The following is a 20,526-nucleotide window of genomic DNA, read 5'->3' on the forward strand; positions in this document are numbered from 1 at the left end:
GAGCCGCCTACGAAGCTGCGACTTATCTGCATCCTCGGGCAGCACGAAACAAGCGCCGCGGCAAAGATCGGAACGTTTCGAAAGCGCTCGTATCCAGTCATGGACGCTGCGCGATCGGTTCTAGAACATCGCCAAGTCGTCGCGATGCACCATCCAGGCGCGTCCCGGGTAGGTGAGCAGGTCGGCGATCTGCGTGCTCGGGCGCCCCTGGATCAGCGCCGCCTCCGTGCTGTCGTAGCCGACGAGGCCGCGGCCCAGCACCCGCCCGGCGCGGTCGCGGATCAGCACGGCGTCGCCCCGGCCGAAGCTGCCCTCGACGCCGCAGACGCCGACCGGCAGCAGGCTCGCCCCACCGTCGAGCGCGCGCGCCGCGCCGTCGTCGATCACCAGGGTGCCGCGCGGCTCGAGCGACCCGGCGATCCAGGTTTTCCGCGCTGCGGTGGGCGTGGAACCGGACAGGAACCAGGTGCAGCGGCCGCCCGCGACGACGCTGCGGAGCGGGTTCTTCTCGCGCCCGTCGGCGATGATCATGTGGGTCCCGCCCGACACCGCGATCTTGGCGGCCTCGACCTTGGTCCGCATGCCGCCCCGCGACAGCTCCGAGGCGGGACCGCCGGCCATCGCCTCGATCTCGGGCGTGATCCGCTCGACCACGGCCAGGTGGCGCGCGTCCGGGTCGGCGTTCGGGGGGGCGGTGTAGAGGCCGTCGATGTCGGAGAACAGCACCAGCACGTCAGCGCCGATCATCGTGGCGACGCGGGCGGCGAGCCGGTCGTTGTCGCCGTAGCGGATCTCGGAGGTCGCCACCGTGTCGTTCTCGTTGACCACCGGAACCGCGCGCATCTCCAGGAGCTTGAGCACGGTCGCTCGCGCGTTGAGGTAGCGGCGGCGCTCCTCGGTGTCCTGCGGCGTCACCAGGATCTGCCCGGCGACGATGCCGTGGTGGCCCAGCGCCTCGGCCCAGTGCCGCGCCAGCGCGATCTGCCCGACCGAGGCCGCGCCCTGGCTCTCCTCCAGCCGCAGGGCCCCCGGCGCGAAGCCGAGCACGGTGCGCCCGAGCGCGATGCTGCCCGAGGACACCACCAGCACGTCGACCCCGCGGGCATGCAGGTCGGCGATGTCCTCGGCGAGCGCCGCGAGCCAGGCGTGCCGCAGCCGGCCGCGGGCGCGGTCCACCAGCAGGGCCGAGCCGACCTTGATGACGACGCGGCGGAATTGATCGAGGGAGGGGGTCATGACGCCGGGACGTAAGCTGGGACGAGGTCGGTGTGGACGAAGTCGTCACCCTTGAACAGGAGGGGCGCATCGTGGGCTTTGGAGACGGCATAGGATTGGCAGTCGCCGAAGTTCAATTGCGCCGGATGCCCTTGTCCCTTCCCGAAGCGCTGGAAGGCATCGGATGCCATGCGGTACATCTGGAGCGTGAAGGCGACCGGCTGCACCGTGGTCCGCAGGATCAGGACCTCCAAAAAATCCTCGGCAAAACCCGGCATCAGCGAGCCCAGCACGATCCTGGCCTCGAGCAACGTCGGGGTTCCGATGATCGCCCGATTCTTGGCGACCAGCGTGTCGAAACGCTCGCCTTCAGGGTCTTCCATCGCAATCGCGACGATCGCCGAGGTGTCGAGCGCGATCATACCGGCAGGCCGTACTCGTCGTAGAGGTAATCATGATCGGTGGGGACGTTCGCGATGCGATGTGCCCGCGCCTCGCGGACCAGCGCTCGGATCACGTCCCGTTCGGCACGTTGCGTCGGTGTCAGGTCATCGTTGACCGTCGCGACGCGGCGGTCGAGCTCTCGCAACGCCGTGACCACCGCCTCGTCGACCGTGGTGCCGGCGCGCTCCGCGAGTTCATGGGCAAGAGCGAAGGCTTCGTCGTTCATGACGATCAGCGCTTCCGTCATCGAAACCTCCACAGGTTCAACAACCTCGGGCGATGCTAACCGACCCGATCACCCCCGTCATCACGGCTGCCAGGCCGCCTCGGGCACCCGATCGGCCTCGGCGGCGGCATCCATCTCGCCCTGGAGCGCACGCAGCGCCTCCGGCACGCCCTGGCCCGAGGCCGAGGACAGGACGAGCGGCTTGCGCTTGGCGGCGCGCTTCAGGCGGGCGACCTGCTCCTTCAGGGTGTCGGCGTCGATCGCGTCGGCCTTGGAGAGCGCCACGATCTCGGGCTTGCCGGCGAGGTCCTCGCCGTAGGCCTCCAGCTCGTGCCGGACCATCTTGTAGGCCTTGCCGGCATGCTCGCAGGTGGCGTCGACGAGGTGCAGCAGCACCCGGCAGCGCTCGACATGGGCCAGGAACCGGTCGCCGAGTCCGACGCCCTCGTGCGCGCCCTCGATCAGCCCGGGGATGTCGGCGAGCACGAACTCGCGGGCATCCGAGCGCACGACGCCGAGCCCCGGATGCAGGGTGGTGAAGGGATAGTCGGCGATCTTCGGCTTGGCCGAGGTCACGGTGGCCAGGAAGGTCGACTTGCCGGCGTTCGGCAGCCCGACGAGGCCGGCATCCGCGATGAGCTTGAGGCGCAGCCAGATCCACTGCTCGGTGCCTTCCAGACCCGGATTGGCGTGCTTCGGGGCGCGGTTGGTCGAGGTGGTGAAGTAGGCGTTGCCGAAGCCGCCGTTGCCGCCCTTGGCGAGCCGGACCCGCTGGCCGACCTGGGTCATGTCGGCGATCAGGTGCTCGCCGTCGACCGCCAGGATCTGGGTTCCGGCCGGCACCTTCAGCACCACGTCGGCGCCGTTGGCGCCGTGGCGGTTCGAGCCCATGCCGTGCTCGCCCTTCCGCGCCTTGAAGTGCTGCTGGTAGCGATAGTCGATCAGCGTGTTCAGGCCCTCGACGCACTCGACCCAGACGTCGCCGCCGCGCCCGCCGTCGCCGCCGTTGGGGCCGCCGAACTCGATGAACTTCTCGCGCCGGAACGCGACGCATCCCGCGCCCCCGTCGCCGGAACGGACATAGACCTTGGCTTCGTCGAGGAATTTCACGGTGTCGCTCGTCTTCATGTCGGGGCGCGGGCCACCGGCCCGCCCCGTCTCGTTCACGCCGCGGCGATGCGGCCCCGTCCATCGGCGTCGCGCACGCTGCGCAGCTCCGCCGCGAACCCCGTCGCTTCGGCCTTGGGCCGAGACGGCGAGGGATCGATTCCGATCGATCCGTCCGGCGACGTCAAGGGCGCCGGGCCGATCGCTTCGTCAGGCTGCCCGGTCGCAGCCGGAGACCCCGAACCGGGCCGACCACGCGGCGCGGTCGAGCCGGAAGCGATCGGATGTCAGGTCGCAGCCGCGGACGGGGACATAATCCGTCGCCGTTCCCGTGCGGACGAAGCCGACCTTCTCCAGCACCCGGCGCGACGCCGGGTTCTCCACCCGCGCATCCGCCGACAGCACCGAGCCGCCGGCATAGGCGAAGTAGGCGTGAACCATCGCCTCGGCGGCCTCGGTGGCGAGGCCGCGGCCCCAGAAGGGCCGGCCGAGCCAGTAGCCGAGGCGGGCCCCCGCCGTCGCCGCGTCGGCGCGGATGCCGACGAACCCGACGAGGCCGTCCGGGTCGGACCGGAGCGAGACCGCCATCGCCAGGCCCTCGCCGGCGGCGTTGCAGCGCCGCGCCTCCAGCACGAAGGTCTCGGTCTCCATCCGGTCGATCGGGTGGCGGATCCGCGCGGTCATCTCGGCCACCGACCGGTCGCCCGCGAGCCGCACGATCGCGTCCACGTCCTTGGCGCGCGGCCAGCGCAGCCACAGGCTGCGGGTCTCGATCCGGAAGACGTCGTCGCGGGTCAGATCGGGGAACATCGTTCGGGCTCCTCCGCCGCGATCCTCCGTAGCGGAGGACCGTTGCGCTGAGACGACGAAAGGGAGGATGGCGCCCCATCCTCCCCCGCGTCTTCCGTTCGACCCCCCGGCCTCGTGGCCGGGATGCGAGAAACAGATCCGCCGGTTCGGTGTAGGACACCGGCGGGGCCTGCTTCGCCTGTTCGAGGCGCCCGCCGTCTACTCTGCCGCTTGCGCGAGCGGCACCACCGCCACGAAGGCGCGGCCGCGCTTGGTCTGGAACTCCACGCGACCCTCGGTCAGCGCGAACAGGGTGTGATCCTTGCCCATGCCGACATTGGTGCCGGGGTGCCACTTGGTGCCGCGCTGGCGCACGATGATGTTGCCCGGAATCACGCCTTCCGAGCCGAACTTCTTCACGCCGAGGCGCTGGCCGGCCGAGTCGCGGCCGTTGCGGGACGAGCCGCCTGCTTTTTTGTGTGCCATGGTTCAGTCTTTCGAATGACGTGGGATCGGAACGTGCGGATCGCGTGGGGGCGGGGTCGCCCTTACGCGCTCTTCGAACCGGCCGAGAGGCCGGTGATGCGCACGACCGTGTGGTGCTGGCGGTGGCCGCGCTTGCGCCGCGAGTTCTGCCGGCGGCGCTTCTTGAAGGCGATGACCTTCTTGTCGCGACCGTGGGAGACGATCTCGCCGGTGACGCTGAAGCCCGACAGGAGCGGCGCGCCGACCTGGGTCGCGTCGCCGTCGGTGAACAGCAGGACCTCGCCGAAGGTCACGGCGGAGCCTTCGTCGCCTTCGAGGCTGGCGATGGTGATGGTGTCGTTCTCGGCAACGCGATACTGCTTGCCGCCCGTCTTGATGACTGCGAACATCGTCTCTCTCGTGGTTCGAACGGCCTCCGGGACGCGCCCTGGACCGACTTCTTATGCATTCGTCGCGATCCGCCCGAAGGGCCGCCGCAACGCGAAACGCACGGCCTTCTGCGAGGAAGCCGCGCGTTGTGCCCGGTGGATAGGGGATCGGCACGCGATCTGTCAAGGATTTGCGGGGGCGAATGCTTGCCCGCATTGGCCTCGAAGAGCGCGCGCCGCGAGCGCTTCCGAGCCGAGGTGGCGATGCCGGGCGGGAGCGGCGCCCCTCGGGCGTCAGCGCATCGCCTGGATGATCGCCGGGCTGATGATCACCACGAACAGCACCGGCAGGAAGAACAGGATCATCGGCACGGTCAGCTTCGGCGGCAGCGAGGCCGCCTTCTTCTCGGCCTCGTTCATGCGCTGGTCGCGGCTCTCCTGCGCGAGCACGCGCAGCGCCTGGCCGATGGGGGTGCCGTAGCGCTCGGCCTGGATCAGCGCCGTGACGACGGCCTTCACCGGCTCGAGGCCGACGCGCATCGCGAGGTTCTCGTAGGCCTGCCGGCGATCGGGCAGGAACGACATCTCGGCGGTCATCAGGGCGAGCTCCTCCGCCAGCACCACCGAGGTGGCGGCGATCTCGGTGCTGACCTTCCGGAAGGCGTGCTCGATCGCCATGCCCGATTCGACGCAGATCAGCGTCAGGTCGAGGGCATCGGGCCAGGCGAGCTTGATCTCGGCCTTGCGCTTGTTCGACTTGTTGACGAGGTAGAGTTCCGGCGCCTTGATGCCTCCGTAGGCGCAGGCGATGACGATGCCGAGGCGCATCAGGTAGGGCTGGTCCAGCGCCTCCAGCACGAACAGGTAGAACAGCGAGCCCAGCGTCGCCGAGATCGGCATGACGAGGCGGAAGAACAGGAACGTGGTCTCGGATTGCTGGCCGCGATAGCCGGCCATCAGGAGCTTGCGCTTGGCCGTGTCGGTGCCGAGCCAGCGGCGCAGGTCGAACCGCTCGACGACCTGCTTCATGTAGGCCTTGGGCTCGATCCGCAGCGTCGCCTTGGTGTTGAGGCGCTCGCGTTCCCGCCGCCGGATGATCTCGCGCTCGTCGCTGACGAGCTTCATCCGCTTGCCGAGGTTGTCGCTCTCGAGGAACGGCTGCGCCACGGCGAAGGCCGTCGCCGCCACGGCGACCGCGGTCAGCGCGATGCCCATGGTGCGCGGGTCGAAGACCTTATCGGCGATGAGGTCGATCATGGCGATGGGCTTCCGCGAAAGGGCCGTCGGGCTTCGGGTGACGACCGGATGTGATCGAGCCCGGCGCGGCGCGATCCGGGCTGCCGGACGTCGCGGGCCGCAGGCGGGCTCAGATGTCGAACGCGATCATCTTCTTGATGGTGAGGATGCCGATGCTCATCCAGATCGCCGAGCCCAGCAGCGCGAGCTTGCCGAAATTGGTGGTCCAGAGGATCGAGATGTAATCCGGGCTGGTGAAGTAGGTGATGCCCGCGACGAAGAACGGAAGCGCGGCGATGATGCCGGCGGAGGACTTGGCCTCCATGCTCATCGCCTGGACCTTGCCGGCCATCTTCCGACGCTCGCGCAGCACCCGCGACAGGTTGGAGAGCGCCTCGGAGAGGTTGCCGCCCGATTGCTGCTGGATGTTGATCACGATCGCGAAGAAGTTCACCTCCTGCACCGGGACCCGCTCGTAGAGCCGCGAGACCGCCTCGCCGAGCGACAGGCCCAACGCCTGGGTCTCGATGACGACCCGGAACTCCGAGCGCACCGGCTCCTCGGCCTCGCGGGAGACCATGCGGAAGCAGTCGCTGACGGGGATGCCGGTTCGGATGCCGCGCACCACCACGTCGACGGCGTTGGGCAGCTCCTTCGTGAAGTTCGCGATGCGGCGCTTGCGCAGGTGGCGCAGCAGCAACATCGGCACGCCGAGGCCGCCGACGAAGGTCCCCCCCAGCCCGGCGATCGGGCTCGCGGTGATCATGAGCACAAGCAGGCCGACCACCACCGCGAGGCCCGCGGAGATCATCCAGTAGGTCCGCTCCGACCACGCCAGGCCGGCCCGCGCGATCTTGAGCTCGAGGGTCACCTTGGCGGCGCCCTTGGCCTTGGCCTCGATCTCACCGAGCGTCTTCGCGACCTGCTCGCGCCGGTTCACGGTGACGCCGCGGATCGCGTTGCCGGCGGCCGAGGCGCTGATCGTCCTGAGGCGCTGCGTCGCCCGCCGCTCGCCCATCAGCAGCGGCATCAGGAAGACGTAGCCGAGGGCGAGCGTGGTCACGAAGACCAGCCCGACGGCGAGCGGGACGTTCGCGGCGGCGTTCACAGCGCACCCGACGCCTCGGCGGCGGCGTCGAGCGCCTCGCCGAGTTGCCGCTCCAGCCCGTAGTAGCGCGCCCGCTCCCAGAATTTCGGCCGGCCGACGCCGGTGGAGCGATGGCGCCCGATCAGCTTGCCATTGGCATCCTCGCCGACGATGTCGAACAGGAAGACGTCCTGGGTGGTGATGACGTCGCCCTCCATCCCGAGCACCTCGGTGATGTGGGTGATGCGGCGCGAGCCGTCGCGCAGGCGGGTGGCCTGCACCACCACGTCGATCGAGCCGCAGATCATCTCGCGCAGCGTCTTGGAGGGCAGGGTGAAGCCGCCCATCGAGATCATCGACTCGATGCGCGACAGGCACTCGCGCGGGGAGTTGGCGTGCAGCGTTCCCATCGAGCCGTCGTGGCCGGTGTTCATCGCCTGCAGCAGGTCGAACGCCTCCGGCCCGCGCACCTCGCCGACGATGATCCGCTCCGGCCGCATGCGCAGGCAATTCTTGACGAGGTCGCGCATGGTGACCTGGCCTTGGCCCTCCATGTTGGGCGGGCGCGTCTCCAGGCGCACCACGTGCGGCTGCTGAAGCTGCAGCTCCGCCGCGTCCTCGCAGGTGATGACGCGCTCGTCGTGCTCGATGAAGGCGGTGAGGCAGTTCAGCAGGGTGGTCTTGCCCGAGCCGGTGCCGCCGGAGATGACGATGTTGCAGCGCGACCGGCCGATGATCTTCAGGATCTCCGCCCCCTCCGGCGAGATCGCGCCGAAGCGCACGAGCTGGTCGAGGGTGAGCTTGTCCTTCTTGAACTTTCGGATGGTCAGGGCTGGGCCGTCGATGGCCAGCGGCGGCGCGATGACGTTGACGCGGGAGCCGTCCGGAAGGCGCGCGTCGCAGATCGGCGAGGCGTCGTCGACCCGGCGCCCGACCTGGCTGACGATGCGCTGGCAGATGTTCATCAGCTGCTGGTTGTCGCGGAAGCGCACGTTGGTGAGCTGGATCTTGCCGTTCACCTCGATGAAGGCGCGGTTGGCGCCGTTGATCATGATGTCGGCGATGTCGTCGCGGGCGAGCAGCGGCTCCAGCGGGCCGTAGCCGAGCACGTCGTTGCAGATGTCGTCGAGCAGCTCCTCCTGCTCGGCGATCGACAGCACGATGTTCTTGAGGCCGATGATCTCCGAGACGATGTCGCGGATTTCCTCGCGCGCCGCATCGGGCTCGAGGCGCGAGAGCTGCGCGAGGTCGATCGCCTCGATCAGCGCGCCGAAGATCATGCTCTTGGTGCGGTAGTAATCCTCCGAGCGCGGGTTGTCCTGCGCCACCACGGCGGGCGACGCATCCATGCGCTTGCCGGCCACGTTCTCCTGCACCAGCACCGGCGCGGTCGCGCGCAGGGCGGCCGGCGGCGGTGCTGCAGCCGGCGCCGCGGCGGTACCCTGCCTCCTACCGAACATGGGACGAATCCTCGGATCGCGTCGGAAAGGACGGGCGCGCAGGCGTCCGCGCGCATCTGGCTGCGAGGCGCGCGTGGGCCGCATCGCCCGCCGGGGAGGGCACGGCGGCCCGCGAGAGCATCGGCATCAGGACGCCTTCCGGCGCGCGAGCTTCGCGAGGAGCGGCTCGAGCAGGTTGGGGCGGGCGCGCTTCGCCTCCGGCCGTCCCAGCATCGCCGCGGCGAGGTCGGCGAAGATCTCGGCGGCCTTCGAGCCGGCCTGCACCTCCGCGATCATCTGGCCGTTGTTGGCGGCGGTGCCGAACAGTGCCGGGTCGAACGGGATGCTGGCGACGAGCGGCGATTCCAGCGCCTTGGTGAAATCCGCCGCGCCGATCTCGGGACGCTTGGGCACCCCGACGCCGTTCAGGATCACCCGGGGCCGCGCATCGTTGGGCCGGCCCTGCTGCAGCGCGCCGAGCAGGTTCTTGGCGTTGCGCAGGCTGGCGAGATCGGGGCCGGCGACGATCAGGATCTCGTCGGCCCCGGTCAGCACCCGCTTCGACCAGGCGCACCACTGGTGCGGCACGTCGAGGACGATGCAGGGCACGGCCGCACGCAGGTGGTCGATCAGCGCGTCGAAGGCCGGCTCGGACAGGTCGATGGTGCGGTCGAGGCTCGCCGGCGCCGAGAGCAGGCTGAGCTGGTCGCTGCACTTCGAGAGCAGGCGCTCGACCAGCGCCGAATCGAGGCGCTCGGGCGCGAACACCGCCTCGGCGACGCCCTGGGGCGGATCCTGGTTGAAGTTGAGCGAAGCGGTGCCGAAGGCGATGTCGAGGTCGGCGATCACCGTCTGCGCGCCCTGGCCGCGGGCGATCGACCAGGCGAGGTTGTGGGCGACCGTCGAGGCGCCGATGCCGCCCTTGACGCCGTAGACCGCGATGGTCCGCCCGACCGGCTTGACCCCGGGGGCGGCGAACAGGTCCGAGAGCGAGGCGATCAGCGTCAGCGGCTCGACCGGCGCCATCAGGTAGTCGCTGACGCCGCGCTGGATGAACTGGCGATACAGCGTCACGTCGTTGACGTGCCCGATGACGAGCACCCGGGTGCCGGCGTCGCAGACCTCGGCGAGGGCGTCGAGGCATTCCATCGGCCGGGATTTCGGACCCTGCGTCTCGATGATGATGACGTTGGGGGTCGGCGCGTGGCGGTAGGCTTCGACCGCGGCCGCGCCGCCCCCCATCTGGACCTTGAGGTGGGCCTTCTGCATGCGCCGGTCCGTCCCGGCGCTCTCGATCATCGCAGCGGTCTCCGCGACCTCGCAGAACGCCTGGATCGTGATCCGGGGCACCGGGGCGATCATCCGCTCAGATGTCTCGGGGTGGTCCGCCATGACGAGGCCTTCGGGTTCGGGAGCTTGAGTCTGGGGTCTAGGTCTTAAGTCTTAACGTTTGGGTCTCTGGGTCGGCGGAGCCGGGGCGTGGCGCCGCGCGGCGGCTCACTCGCTGACCGAGGACTTCACGCTCGTCTTGCCATCCTGGCGCCAGGCGGTTGACGGATCCTTGCCCTCGCGAAGCTGGCCGATGTCCTTGACCCGGCGGATCGTGTCGATGCGGCCCTCGGGACGCCCGCGCACCAGGTCGACCGGGTCGGCGACCTGGGCGGCGATCGTCGCCTGGGTGGAGCAGCCGAGGTTCCACGACGGCTGATTACGGAAGTTCGCGATCGGGCTGCTCTCGCCGAGGTCCTGGGGCCACAGCCCGCACTTGTCGGCGACGCGCGCCTCCATGCGGTGGAAGCTGAGGCGGATCGGGCTGGCGAGGCCGGGATCGGCGACCGGGTAGCCGGAGACCACGATCTCGCGGGCCGGCACGCCGCCCTCGGCGCCGAGCCGGCGGATGGCGGCGGCGGTGCGCTCGACGCCGGCGCCGACGGAAGGGGCCACCCCGCGCGGCAGGTCGATCACGAGGCTGCCGCGGCCGTAGCGGCGATATTCCAGCAGGAACGCGTCGATGTCGGCGGCCTGCCGCGGGTCGAGGTGCCCGACCCCGGTGACGAACACGTCGAGGACGCGGCTGCCGTCGGCGAGCACGATCGGATGGCGGGCGCGATAGTCGGCGGGCGCGATCGAGCCGGTGACGGCACGGTCGGAATGGCAGGCGCCGAGCGAGCCGCCGACGGAGGCGGCGAGCATGGCGAGGGCCAGGGTGCGTCGGGCGGGGGAGGGCAGGCCGGGCAACGTCATCGGTTCGGTCCTGGGGCGGGGCGACGCCGGGGCGGAGGAGGGAAGTCGCGCGGGGCGGGGCACCGCGGGGCGAGGATCAGTCGGTGATGAAGCCGACGCGGCCGCGATAGCCGCGCCCGAGCGGAGCGGTGCCGGCGGTGCCGTAGACCCGGTTGATCTGCCCGAGCAGGATGGCCTGGCCGTCGGTGGCGTCGACGAAGGCGTCGTCGGGGCGCGTCACCTGCCGGGGCTCCATCGCCTTGGCGATGTAGGGGGTGACCATGATCATCAGCTCGGTCTCCTGCCGCTGGTAGTCGCGCGAGCGGAACAGGGCACCGAGGATCGGCAGGTTGACGAGGCCGGGCAGGCCGTTGATCGCCGCCTTGCTCTTCTGCTGGATCAGGCCCGCGGTCATCATCGTGGCGCCCGAGGCGAGCTCGACCGTCGTCTCGGACTTGCGCACCGTCAGGCCCGGAACGGCCGAGGTCGTGTTGCCGCTGACGAACGAGTAGGAGTTCTGCGGGTCGATCTCGCTCACCGACGTGCCGACGCGCACGGAGATGCGGTTCTCGGCCATCACCACCGGCGTGAAGTTGAGGGTGACGCCGTAGGGCTTGAAGGAGATGCCGACGACGCAGGTCGGCTGGGTCCCCGCGACGAGGCTCGGCGTGCAGCTCTGGCTCGACGGGACCGGCAGCTCGCCGCCGGCGGTGAAGTTCGCCGACTCGCCCGAGATCGCGGTGAGCGTCGGCTCGGCGAGAACGCGCGAGACGCCGGCCTGCTCGAACGCACGCAGCGTCGCCGTGATGCTCGCGCCGCCGGTGCCGTTGATCGTGCCCGAGAGCAGGTTCCCGGCCGGGAACTGGCCGCCCGAGAGCGAGAGCGGCGTCACGTTGGCGAGGTTGAGCCCCGACCAGCTGCCGCTGAGGTTGATCCCGAACTGCTTGAGGACGGTGCGCGCGACCTCGACCACGGTGACGCGCAGCATCACCTGGTCCTTGTTGCGGATCGTCAGGTTGTTGATCACCGCGCCGCGGGCTCCGGCGCCGCCACCGCCGGCGGCGCCGCCGGACACGCCGACGAAGGCGTTGGCGATGTCGATCGCCTGCTGCGCCTCGGACGAGGAGCCGACCGAGCCGGACAGCAGGATCGAATCGCCGGTGACGCGCACGTCGAAGCGGCCGCCGGGAATGCTCTGGCCCAGGAGCTGGCGCAGCGCCCCGAGCTTGAGGTCGCGCGCCACCGTCACGTCGAGCGCCGCGATCTGGCGGCCTTCCGCGTCGAGGATGAAGATCGAGGTCGCGCCGTCGGCCATGCCGATGACGAAGACCTTGCGGGTCGAGCGCACCACCGCGTTGGCCACCGCCGGGTTGGCCACGAACACCTCCTTGGCGTCGCGCGGCAGGTCGACGATCACGGAGCGGCCCGCGGTCAGCTCGATCTTGCGGGTCGTGCTCGCCTCCGCCTGCCCGACGGACAGGACCGGGGCGGGCCCGAGCACCGCGCGCTCCTGCGCCGCCGACGGAGCAGTGCCGAAGGCCGTCAGCAGGGCGAGCAGGCCGGCGAGCGGGCTCGCCAGAGGATGGGTGAGGGGGCTCGCGGGATGGCCGGCGAGCGTCGGTCCGGAATCCGTCATCGGCTGCACCTCGTCGTGCGGTTCGGGCATCGGGGGGCTCACCGGGTCTGCTGCCGGCTGACGCCGAAGCGCATCACCGTCAGGGCCGCCTCCTGAGGCGCGGCCTCGGCTTCCGGCGGGCGGCCGGAATCGGCCAGGCTGCGCAGGGCGAGGGAGAGGGAGCCGACCTTCTGGGCCAGCGTGATCTTCTCGGCCTGGTTGGGGGTCAGGGCGAGGGTCGCGGTCTCGCCGGTGACGACGTTGGTGCCGTTCTTCTCCTGGATCAGCTGGCCGACCGCGAGCACGCGCACGTCGGTGAGGATGGTCTGGGAGACCTGCACGTCGCTGCCGGTCGCCTTGGAATTGTCCTCGTCGCGGAAGGTGCGAATCACGTCCACCCGGTCGTTGGGCAGGATGAAGCCGCCGGCCGAGTTGGTGCCGCGGCTGTCGGTGACGATCGCCACGGCGCGCATCCCGGAGGGCAGGATCGCGGCCATGAAGCCGCTGTCGGGCCGCACGAGCTTCTGCGGGCGGATCGGCTCGCCGGCCAGGAAGGCCGAGCGGATCGTGGCGCCGGCCGTCTCCTCCAGCGCCTTCGGCACGTCCTTGCGGGTGATGTAGCCGGGGGTCAGCGCGTCGTCGGGCCATTTCTGCCAGCGCAGGTCGGCGACCTGGAGCACCTGACCCATGGGCAGCTCGGCGGCCGCGACCAGCACCTCGGTCGTCGGCGGCGCGGGCGCCTCGACCCTGACGACGGGCGGGGGCGGCGGATCGCCGCCGCTCATCAGGAAAGCCGCTCCTCCGCCCGCGACGAGGGCGATGGCGAGGACGGCAAGACGCGCTGGTTTCATCGTCGGGCCAAAGCATGGAACGGCAGGGTTGCCGCCCGTTGACCGACGTTAGGGCCGAATTCCTCAAATTAGGGTTAAGAAGGCATAACCATCGCGTTTCGTCCGCTGTCCGAGGACGGTCTGACCGGACGGCACGGTGAATGACGCGGTTCCGGCCGCCTAACGCGGTCGTCCGCCCGTCGCGCCGATCTTCATCGTCAGTCGGTGCCGCTGGCAGCTCGGTTCGGGGCTCAGCCGCCGAGGGCGCGGGTCCAGACCAGTGTCTCGGGCAGGATCACCAGCGCGGAGGCCGCGAGCGCGATCCCGTAGGGAATGCCGGTCTTCGCGTCGTGTAGGTGCAGCGCGAAGGGCAGGCGGGCGACGACGGAGGGCAGGGGATGGCTGCGCGCCAGGAGGATCGCCAGCGTCAGCGCCCCACCAAGGATCGAGGCGACGAGCAGGTAGTCGAGAAGCTGGTCGAACCCGATCCAGAGCGCGGTCGAAGCCGCGAGCTTGGCGTCGCCGCCGCCGATCTTGCCCAGCGAGAACAGGGTGAAGGTGACGGCGAGCACCAGCGCGCCGGCCGCGAGATGCATCCCGATCTCGGGAAGGCTGAACAGGCCGGTGGCGGCGACCACGCAGAAGCCGGCGATGAGGGCCAGCGAGATCCGGTTCGGGATCAGCATGGTGAGAAGGTCGCTCGCCGCGGCGTAGGCCATGAAGAACGGGAAGACGATCAGGAGGCCGAAGCTCGCCAGACCGGTGCTAGCCATCACGCTTGCCATGACCGTTGCCATCATCCTTGCGATCGCGGTCGATTCGACCGTCGATGGGGTGTCCAAGTCGCGAGTGTCGGGCGCGGGCGTGAAGAAACCGCAAATTCCGACCGAGGCCGCGCCCGGACGCACGGGCCCGAGATCGCGGACGACGCGAAGCCGATCCCGCAGGGGCGGGATCGGCTTTGGCCCGCGGCGGGGCAGGGCATGCGCGCCCGCGAGGGACGCACCGCACCCCGACTTACGGCCCGTGTCCGCCGTGACGGTCCGTCGGCCCGAGCCCCGATCCCCTGGCCGCCTCCCGTGGGAGGGCCGGGAGACCGGGACGTTGCCGCCGACTGCGCCGTTTCCGATGGACGCCAAGCCTAACCGTTAGCGAGCTGGTTCGAGACGCCGTTGAAGGTATTCTTGAGCTTGGAGCCCATGGTGGTCAGCGCGCCGATGATGACCACGGCGACGAGGGCGGCGATCATGCCGTATTCGATCGCGGTGGCGCCGGACTCGTCCGATGCGAAGTTCTTGAACATGGTCTTCATGGCTGCAATCCTTGGTCGAAACACTTGCGAGGTAACCGTCGAAGATCTGTTGTTTCGATCGGCGGCAGATGGAGGATGCCGAACCCGCCTTGCCATTCGGTTAAGTCAGTCCGCGAAAGCGCTAAATCGAGGCACGACCGCCCGCATGGTGAAGAAAGCGTCAAGTCTTCGGCGCTCCGCCACGGCACCGGCTTAGCGGTTCCTTCACCAATAAGGTGTTGCCTGGAGGCGAACGGGATGCGCGCCTCGGCGCGTCGCACCGCTCTGCAGGCACCACGCCCGCGCGACGCGCCTCCAGCGTATTGATGAGTCTCAGCAGCCGATGCGCCTCACCCAGCCCCACCGCCCGTCCCGTGCCCGCTCGGCCAAGCGCCTGCCGGGCGTCGCCCTCGCCGCCGCGCTCGCCTTCGCGACGGCCCCCGCGCTGCGGGCGGAAACCCTGCCCGTCGTCACGGTGATGGTCGACAACGCCAAGGTCATGCGCCTGCCCGAGCGCACGCAGACGGTGATCGTCGGAAACCCGATCATCGCCGACGTCACGCTGCAGAAGAACGGCGTGCTGGTGCTGACCGGCAAGAGCTTCGGCGCAACCAACCTGATCGCCCTCGACGCCGCCGGCGCGATGCTGGCCGAGACAACGATCCGGGTGGAAGCCTCGCAGGCTTCGGTGATCACCATCCAGCGCGGCGCCGAGGAGCGGAACTCGTATTCCTGCACGCCGTACTGCCAGCCTTCGGTGCAGCTCGGCGATTCGACCAAGTATTTCGGCGACGTCAGCGGCCAGGCCGAGACCCGCCGCAACCTCGCCACCGCCGGGTCGACGGGCCCCGGGCGCTGACATTCCCGCCCGACCGCGGGCCGATTTCTAGCCGCGACCGGGCAGCACCGCCTCCAGCGCCGCCAGGACGCGGCACAGGTCGACCTTGTCGACAAAGACGTGCGGGCTGATCCGCAGGCGGCCGAGCCGGGCGCTGACGAATACGTTCCGCCTCCGCAGCTGCGCGACGAGATCCTCGGCGTCGGCACCCGGCACCGTGACGCCCAGGATGTGCGGGCTGCGCAGCGCGCGCGGCGGGACCGCGAGGCCGAGGGCCTGAACGCCTTCGGCGAGGCGGTCGGTCAAGTCCCGGAGCCGGCCTTCGATCGCCGCCACGCCCCAGCCCGCTACGAGTTCCAGGCCCGTGGCCGCCATCGGCAGGCCGACCGGATCGTGGCATTCGCCGCGGTCGTAGCGGCGTGCGCCCACGACCGGCGGGCGGTTCCCGGCATGCTCGGAGAGGGGCCGTCCCTCCCGCCGATGCGGTGCGGCGTAGAGGAAGGCGAGGCTGTAGGGGCCGAGCACCCACTTGTAGGTCGGGAAGGCCAGGAAATCGGGCTTCAACCGAGCCACGTCGATCGGCATCGCGCCGACCGCCTGGGTCGCGTCCACCACCAGGGCGGCGCCGGCCGCGCGGACGGCCGGGGCGAGACGGTCGAGGTCGATGATTGTCCCGTCCGCCCAGTGCAGCGGCGTGACGGTCGCGACCGCGAGCGGCGGCGCACCGGGGCGGGCGATCGCTTCGAGGAGCGCCGCCGTCCAGTCGCCGTCGCCCGGGCGCGGCACCGCCTCGACCACCATGCCGGCCTCCGCGGCGAGGCGGTCGAAGGCCAGGCAGAGCGACGGAAACTCCTCGGCGACGCGCAGGATGCGCCCGCCCGGCACCGGTGCGATCGCCCGCGCCGCGATCGCGATGGCGTCGGCGACCGAGCCGACGACGGCGACGGCGTCCGCCGGAGCGCCGATCAGGGCCGCCGCCGCGCAGCGCGCCCGCTCGGTCCAGGGCGGCACCTCGGAGCGTGGATGGGCCCAGGGCAGGCTCTTCACCCGCATGCCGGCCTCGCCCGCCTCGCGCACGCTGCGCGGAAGCGGCGTCCAGGCGGCGGCATCGAGGTAGGCGACCTCCGCCGGCACCTCGAACAGGTGCCGCTGGCAGGCGAGGGGCGAAGCCATGGGCGCGCTCGTCGACGGGTCGCCGCTCAGGCGGCGCGGCGGCGCTCGGGATAGAGGCCGAGCAGGCCCTCGGCGTCGGCCGGCGCGATGCCGCGCTCGGTGATCAGGCCGGTGACGAGGCGGCCGGGGGTGACGTCGAAGGCCGGGTTGGCGACCGGGCTGCCCGGCGAGACCACCTGGATCGTGGCGAAGCCGCCATCCTCGAGCCGCCCGGTGAGATGGGTGACCTCGCGTGCGTCACGCTCCTCGATCGGGATCTCGGCGACGCCGTCCTGCAGGGTCCAGTCGATCGTCGAGAACGGGAGCGCCACGTAGAACGGGATGCCGTTGTCGTGGGCGGCGAGGGCCTTCAGGTAGGTGCCGATCTTGTTGCAGACGTCGCCCGACGCGGTGGTGCGGTCCGAGCCGACGATGCAGAGATCGACCTGCCCGTGCTGCATCAGGTGGCCCCCGGCGTTGTCGGCGACGACGGTGTGCGGCACCCCGTGGCCGTTGAGCTCGAACGCGGTCAGCGCCGCGCCCTGGTTGCGGGGCCGGGTCTCGTCGACGATCACGTGGACCGGCACGCCGGCCTCGTGCGCGACGTAGATCGGCGCCAGCGCCGTGCCCCAGTCGACGGTGGCGAGCCAGCCGGCGTTGCAATGGGTCAGGACGTTGACCGTCCGGCCGGTCCGCCGCGCGATCTCGGCGATCAGGCCGACGCCGTGGTTGCCGATGGCGCGGCAGCTCGCCACGTCCTCCTCGGCGATGCGGCCGGCCTCGGCGAAGGCGCGGGCGAATCGCTCGGGCGCCTGGACCTGGCGCAGGTTCCCCGCGACCCGGTCGAGCGCCCAGCGCAGGTTGATCGCCGTCGGGCGGGTCGCGGCCAGCGCCGCCACCGCGTGGTCGAGGCCGGCATTCGAAGCATCCTCGCGCATCGCGAAGGCCAAGCCGTAGGCGGCGGTCACGCCGATCAGCGGCGCGCCGCGCACCACCATGGTGCGGATCGCGCGCGCGGCGTCGTCGAGGCTCGCCAGCCGCTGCAGCTCGAAGGCGAAGGGCAGGCGGGTCTGGTCGATCACCTGGACGCTGACGCCGTCCGCGTCGGGGAAGATAGTCCTGTAGGGGCGGCCGTCGATCTTCATGATGACGGTCTGCCATATCGAAACGCGTTTTGCACCACCGCGCGCGCGTTCCGCGGGATCCCGAAGGTCAGGTCGGGTCGCGCCCGATCGCCGCGCCGTTGAGCATCGCGACGAGGTCGGCCTGGCGGGCGGTGCCGGTCTTGGCGAAGATCGCCTTCAGCTGCGTGCGGATGGTCGCCGACGAGACGCCGTGCACGTCGGCCAGCGTGCCGACCGTGTGCCCGTTCGTCAGCCCGCGGGCGACGCGCGCCTCGGCGGGGGTGAGGTCGAACAATCCCTGCATCAGCTCCGCCGGAAGGGCCCGGCCCTGCCGGAGATCCGCCACGACGAGGATCGTCGCCGCGGCGGCGAACACGTCGCGGGCGGCCCCGCGCACCGGCACGAGGTGGGCGATCATCGCACCGCGATCGGCCCGCGATGCGATCGGGATGGAGGCGACGGTGTTCGGGTCGCCGGCCTGCACCGGCGCCGCGAGCGCGCGGACGAGGAGGCCGTCCGCGCGCGGGTCCGTCAGGTGGACGCGATCGGACCGATCCTGGGCGACGGAGGGCACGAGGCCGGCGAACAGGCCGTTGGCGGCGATCACCCGGTTCCCCGGTGACAGGACCGCGGCCGGCAGGCCGAGCAGGTCGAGGGCCGAGACGACGCTGCGGGCCTGCGCCAGCCCGAGGCGGGCGGCGATCAGCCCGGCGCGGGCGAGGTGCGCGCGCAGGGGATCGAGGGCGCGCACGGTCTCCGGCGTGAACGGCCCCGCCGCGAAGGCCCGTTCCCAGGAGAAGATCACGGCATCCTCCCCCACCGTCGGGATGGCGACGCCGGTGCACCAGCCGAGGCCGCGGGCCCGCAGGAACCCGTACATCGGGTCCGCGTCCATCTCCGCATGGGTGAACAGGTCGAGGTCGTGGACGAAGCCCGAATGGCCGAGCGCCAGCGCGCGGCCCGGGCGCGGGTTCACCGCCATCAGGCCGGTGGCGATCGCCTCCGGCAGGTGCGTCAGGAGGGCGCCGGTGGCGCGCCACCGGGGGCCGTGCCGCCCCTCGGCGAGGATGATGGCCCCGACGGACCCCGTCGCGGCGGCGATCCGGTCGAGCACCTCCGGCCAGATCTCGGGCACGACGGCGGCTTCGTAGATCAGGTCGACCAGGGCGTCGAACTCGGCGGGGGCAAGCATCGTCGGTCTTCCCAGGCGGCCCGGAGGCCCGGCCGGGGGGAAAGGGAAGCGTTTCCGATCCGGGCCGTCCTCGCAAGGGCAAAGCCCGGGACGTGAAGGATTTTTCAACCTTAAATGCGCGTTAACGTAAGGCGCCTAGCCTCCGGGGCAGAGTCTCCTTTCGCGTCCGGTCCCGCATGCGCTCGCTTCGCCGCTCCGCGTCGCCCTACGATACCTTCGTCGACACGCTGCGCCCGTTCCTGGCGCGGCGGCTGACGGAACTCGGTGGGCTCGTCCTGTTCACGGGCGCGATCGCGCTGACGGTCGCCCTCGCGACGTGGTCGATCGACGACCCGAGCCTCAACCACGCCACCGACCACGTCGCGCACAACGTGCTCGGCCAGCCCGGGGCGGTGGTCTCGGATCTCGCCATGCAGATCCTCGGGCTCGGTGCGCTCGCCTTCGTGCTGCCGCCGGCGCTGTGGGGCGTCCGGCTGATGCGCGAGCGCGACCTGCCGAACGGCGGCATGCGCATCGCCCTGTGGATCATCGGCTTCTGCGCCGCGAGCGCGGTGGCCAGCGCCCTGCCGCCGACCGCCCGCTGGCCGCTGCCGACCGGGCTCGGCGGGGTCGCCGGCGACGCGCTGATGTCGGCCGCGCGCACCATCGTCGGCGCGATCTCGCAGGCCGGCGCGGCCCTCGTCGGCTTCGTCTACGCCGGCGTCGCGATCCTCAGCCTGACGGCCGCGTGCCGGGTCGCCCCCGGCCTCGACGAGGCGGAGGACGACGTGGCCCCCGCGATGGCGCGGGCCGACCGGCCGCGCCGCACCCATCCGGACGCGGCGCAGGATCGGCGATACGACGACCGCGACGAATCCGACGAGCCGGGTCTCGGGATTGTCGGGTTCGGCACCGTGCTCCAGGCGGCGATGCGCGGTCGCGCGGCCCTGGCCGAACGCTGGGAGATGTGGCGGGCGCAACGCGCCGGCCTCGGCGCGCTCAGCTATGCCGGCGCCTCGCCGGCCCTGGCCGCCCGCCGCGCCTTCTCCGACGAGGACCTGCCCTGGGCGAGCCAGCTCCCCAACGGCGGCCGCGCGGCCGAGCCGCGCCGCGAGCCGGTGTTCGAGCCGCGCGCCGACCAGGCCACGGCTCCGGCCGCGCCCCACGCCGCGCCTGCGCCGCAGGGCCGGCGCCCGCTGCCCGTCGTCCACGACGACGAGGATTTCGAGGGCGAGGATTTCAGGGGCGAAGATTTCAGGGGCGAGGACGAGCCGACCCCCGTGCCGGCGGAGGCCGCGGCCTCCCGCGTCTCCGCACCGGTGGCGCCGGTGGCGCCCGCGCGCCGACCGGCACCGGCCAGCGGCCGGGACGATTACCGCCATCCCGCGCTCGACCTCCTGGCCGAGCCGCGCGGCCCGTCGCAGGCGAGCCTGGTCTCGGCCGACGCGCTGGAGCAGAACGCGACGCTGCTGGAAGCTACGCTCGGCGATTTCGGCGTGCGCGGCGACATCCTCGCGGTGCGCCCAGGCCCGGTCGTGACCCTCTACGAGCTCGAGCCGGCGCCCGGCACGAAGTCCTCCCGCGTCATCTCGCTCGCCGACGACATCGCCCGCTCGATGTCGGCGGTCTCGGCCCGCGTCGCGGTCGTGCCCGGCCGCAACGCCATCGGCATCGAGCTGCCGAACGCACGGCGCGAGACCGTGTACCTGCGCGAGCTCCTGGCCTCGGCCGACTTCGTCGAGACCAAGCACAAGCTCGCGCTGTGCTTGGGGAAAAACATCGGCGGCGAGCCGATCATCGCCGATCTCGCCCGCATGCCGCACCTGCTGGTGGCCGGCACCACCGGCTCGGGCAAGTCGGTGGCGATCAACACCATGATCCTCTC

General features: G+C 71.1%; 21 protein-coding genes. 2 read left to right on the forward strand and 19 right to left on the reverse strand.

All coding sequences use genetic code 11. From position 1 onward, the window contains the following. Positions 1-120 precede the first annotated feature (120 nt). The 16 genes from proB to MKK70_RS11495 form a co-directional block, all read right to left on the reverse strand. Complete coding sequence (proB, locus tag MKK70_RS11420) at positions 121-1,236, reverse strand: glutamate 5-kinase (protein ID WP_147726611.1); 1,116 nt, start codon at positions 1,234-1,236, stop codon at positions 121-123. Further along, entirely contained in the window at positions 1,233-1,637 is a 405-nt protein-coding gene (locus tag MKK70_RS11425) for a type II toxin-antitoxin system VapC family toxin (protein WP_243947742.1), read from the reverse strand. Before MKK70_RS11425 ends, proB begins: the two co-directional genes overlap by 4 nt. After that, the gene (locus tag MKK70_RS11430; RefSeq protein WP_147842123.1) at positions 1,634-1,906 is read right to left on the reverse strand and encodes a type II toxin-antitoxin system VapB family antitoxin; all 273 of its coding nucleotides are present in this window, start codon (positions 1,904-1,906) and stop codon (positions 1,634-1,636) included. The genes MKK70_RS11425 and MKK70_RS11430 overlap by 4 nt, the downstream gene beginning before the upstream one ends. 60 nt (positions 1,907-1,966) lie before the next feature. Next, positions 1,967-2,995: a GTPase ObgE gene (gene obgE / locus MKK70_RS11435; protein ID WP_243934928.1), complete on the reverse strand. Its 1,029-nt coding sequence runs from the start codon at positions 2,993-2,995 to the stop codon at positions 1,967-1,969. Between the two features lie 207 nt (positions 2,996-3,202). Next, complete coding sequence (locus MKK70_RS11440; protein ID WP_243947744.1) at positions 3,203-3,802, reverse strand: GNAT family N-acetyltransferase; 600 nt, start codon at positions 3,800-3,802, stop codon at positions 3,203-3,205. Between the two features lie 198 nt (positions 3,803-4,000). Then, complete coding sequence (gene rpmA, locus MKK70_RS11445) at positions 4,001-4,267, reverse strand: 50S ribosomal protein L27 (RefSeq protein WP_243947762.1); 267 nt, start codon at positions 4,265-4,267, stop codon at positions 4,001-4,003. A 62-nt stretch (positions 4,268-4,329) separates the two neighbouring features. After that, the gene (rplU, locus tag MKK70_RS11450; protein WP_147726603.1) at positions 4,330-4,656 is read right to left on the reverse strand and encodes a 50S ribosomal protein L21; all 327 of its coding nucleotides are present in this window, start codon (positions 4,654-4,656) and stop codon (positions 4,330-4,332) included. 273 nt (positions 4,657-4,929) lie between these two features. Further along, complete coding sequence (locus MKK70_RS11455) at positions 4,930-5,892, reverse strand: type II secretion system F family protein (protein ID WP_147842125.1); 963 nt, start codon at positions 5,890-5,892, stop codon at positions 4,930-4,932. Between the two features lie 109 nt (positions 5,893-6,001). Continuing rightward, positions 6,002-6,979 (reverse strand): type II secretion system F family protein, encoded by a 978-nt coding sequence (locus MKK70_RS11460; protein ID WP_243934821.1) that lies wholly within the window; start codon positions 6,977-6,979, stop codon positions 6,002-6,004. After that, a complete protein-coding gene (locus tag MKK70_RS11465; protein ID WP_147726600.1) occupies positions 6,976-8,418 on the reverse strand; it encodes a CpaF family protein in 1,443 nt (480 codons plus the stop codon). The genes MKK70_RS11460 and MKK70_RS11465 overlap by 4 nt, the downstream gene beginning before the upstream one ends. A gap of 126 nt (positions 8,419-8,544) precedes the next feature. Continuing rightward, positions 8,545-9,789: a CpaE family protein gene (locus MKK70_RS11470; RefSeq protein WP_147726599.1), complete on the reverse strand. Its 1,245-nt coding sequence runs from the start codon at positions 9,787-9,789 to the stop codon at positions 8,545-8,547. A 105-nt stretch (positions 9,790-9,894) separates the two neighbouring features. Then, the gene (locus tag MKK70_RS11475; protein WP_405042795.1) at positions 9,895-10,641 is read right to left on the reverse strand and encodes a CpaD family pilus assembly protein; all 747 of its coding nucleotides are present in this window, start codon (positions 10,639-10,641) and stop codon (positions 9,895-9,897) included. 76 nt (positions 10,642-10,717) lie between these two features. Further along, positions 10,718-12,256 (reverse strand): type II and III secretion system protein family protein, encoded by a 1,539-nt coding sequence (locus tag MKK70_RS11480; RefSeq protein WP_409568266.1) that lies wholly within the window; start codon positions 12,254-12,256, stop codon positions 10,718-10,720. Between the two features lie 38 nt (positions 12,257-12,294). Then, positions 12,295-13,086, reverse strand: a complete 792-nt coding sequence (gene cpaB / locus MKK70_RS11485; RefSeq protein ID WP_243947766.1) for a Flp pilus assembly protein CpaB — start codon at positions 13,084-13,086, stop codon at positions 12,295-12,297. Between the two features lie 230 nt (positions 13,087-13,316). Further along, the gene (locus MKK70_RS11490; RefSeq protein ID WP_405042796.1) at positions 13,317-13,838 is read right to left on the reverse strand and encodes a prepilin peptidase; all 522 of its coding nucleotides are present in this window, start codon (positions 13,836-13,838) and stop codon (positions 13,317-13,319) included. 368 nt (positions 13,839-14,206) lie between these two features. Continuing rightward, a complete protein-coding gene (locus MKK70_RS11495; RefSeq protein WP_243934818.1) occupies positions 14,207-14,377 on the reverse strand; it encodes a Flp family type IVb pilin in 171 nt (56 codons plus the stop codon). A 322-nt stretch (positions 14,378-14,699) separates the two neighbouring features. On the opposite strand from MKK70_RS11495, the gene MKK70_RS11500 reads away from it, so the two are divergent. Continuing rightward, positions 14,700-15,215, forward strand: a complete 516-nt coding sequence (locus tag MKK70_RS11500; RefSeq protein WP_147843555.1) for a pilus assembly protein N-terminal domain-containing protein — start codon at positions 14,700-14,702, stop codon at positions 15,213-15,215. A gap of 27 nt (positions 15,216-15,242) precedes the next feature. Here the strand turns inward: MKK70_RS11500 and MKK70_RS11505 are convergent, their stop codons facing one another. The 3 genes from MKK70_RS11505 to MKK70_RS11515 all read right to left on the reverse strand — a co-directional run bounded on the left by MKK70_RS11505 (position 15,243) and on the right by MKK70_RS11515 (position 18,662). After that, positions 15,243-16,367 (reverse strand): aminotransferase class V-fold PLP-dependent enzyme, encoded by a 1,125-nt coding sequence (locus tag MKK70_RS11505; RefSeq protein WP_243947768.1) that lies wholly within the window; start codon positions 16,365-16,367, stop codon positions 15,243-15,245. 26 nt (positions 16,368-16,393) lie between these two features. After that, positions 16,394-17,491: an S-methyl-5-thioribose-1-phosphate isomerase gene (mtnA, locus tag MKK70_RS11510; RefSeq protein WP_243937587.1), complete on the reverse strand. Its 1,098-nt coding sequence runs from the start codon at positions 17,489-17,491 to the stop codon at positions 16,394-16,396. Positions 17,492-17,558: 67 nt separating this feature from the next. Continuing rightward, complete coding sequence (locus MKK70_RS11515) at positions 17,559-18,662, reverse strand: helix-turn-helix transcriptional regulator (protein WP_243947770.1); 1,104 nt, start codon at positions 18,660-18,662, stop codon at positions 17,559-17,561. A gap of 176 nt (positions 18,663-18,838) precedes the next feature. On the opposite strand from MKK70_RS11515, the gene MKK70_RS11520 reads away from it, so the two are divergent. Next, on the forward strand, positions 18,839-20,526 hold a 1,688-nt coding region (locus MKK70_RS11520; RefSeq protein ID WP_243947772.1), incomplete at its 3' end, for a DNA translocase FtsK.

Source organism: Methylobacterium sp. E-041 (assembly GCF_022829665.1).
Classification (GTDB): Bacteria; Pseudomonadota; Alphaproteobacteria; order Rhizobiales; family Beijerinckiaceae; genus Methylobacterium.